The sequence below is a fragment of the Portibacter lacus genome, from assembly GCF_021533215.1.
In the GTDB taxonomy this organism is placed as follows: domain Bacteria; phylum Bacteroidota; class Bacteroidia; order Chitinophagales; family Saprospiraceae; genus Portibacter; species Portibacter lacus.
The window spans coordinates 1-1,137 of record NZ_JAJNKA010000042.1; the positions used below are offsets into that span (position 1 = coordinate 1).

A 1,137-nucleotide genomic window follows, 5' to 3' on the forward strand; every position below is an offset into this window, starting at 1 on the left:
GGGAATCCAGAAGATTACAACTATGAGATCACTTCTGCAAAGAATGATGATTATACAAATGGTGTAACAACTTTAGATTTAATCTTGATTCAGAAGCACTTACTAAACATTCAGAGAATTGAGAATGCATATGATTTAATCGCAGCAGATATCAACAATGATGAAAGCATAAAAGCAACAGATTTACTTCAATTAAGAAAATTAATCTTAGGATTATACGAAGGAAATAAATTGCCAAATAATGATTCATGGAGATTTGTATCAAAAGACTATGAGTTTAATGATGCAACACAGCCATGGCCATTTGATGAGGTAGCGAATGTGGAAGCATTGAAAAATGATATGATGGATGCTGATTTCGTAGCAGTAAAAATCGGAGATATTAACAATACAGTAGTAGCAAGTGCAAACGCAAATGCTCAAGTGAGAGAGTCAAAAACATTGACATTAGAAATAGCGGATGCAAATTACAACAGTGGAGATGAAGTAAGCGTATCATTCAAATCATCAGATTTCAATGAAGTATACGGATACCAATTCACATTAGAATTTGCAGAAGGCTTAGAATTTGTTGGAGTTGAATCAGGAAGCTTGAAAGTAGGCGAAGGAAACTTTGGCTTGAACAGAATCGAGGAAGGAATCATAACAACTTCATTCGATGATGTAAGAGGAGCAACTGTGTTATCAAACGAGGTATTGTTTACACTTAATTTCAAAGCGAACAAAGCAGTTAAATTAAGCGAAACAATAAACATTAGTTCTAAAGTAACTGCAGCAGAAGCATATGTAGGAACTTCATTAGAAGTTAATGAAGTAAGCTTAAGAACGAACAGAGGAGAAAACTTAGATGGATTCGCATTATACCAAAATGAGCCAAATCCATTTAAAGGATCAACAATGATTAGTTTTAATTTACCAGAAGCAAGTTCAGCAAGCTTGACGATCTATGATGTAACAGGAAAAGTATTGTACACAAAGAGTGCAGACTATAAGAAAGGACAGAATAGAGAAATGGTGAAAGGACTAGATGTAACAGGCGTAATGTACTACCAGATCAATGCTGGAGAGTATAGTGCAACTAAGAAAATGATAGTTATTGAGTAGTTTAGATATATAAAATTCAGAAGCCCGGTTCAT

The 1,137-nt window shown here is 34.3% G+C and carries 1 protein-coding gene; it reads left to right on the top strand.

What is annotated here, in order from left to right; genetic code table 11:
• On the top strand, positions 1-1,104 hold a 1,104-nt coding region (locus L2586_RS24360), incomplete at its 5' end, for a cohesin domain-containing protein (protein ID WP_235295618.1).
• Positions 1,105-1,137 lie beyond the last annotated feature (33 nt).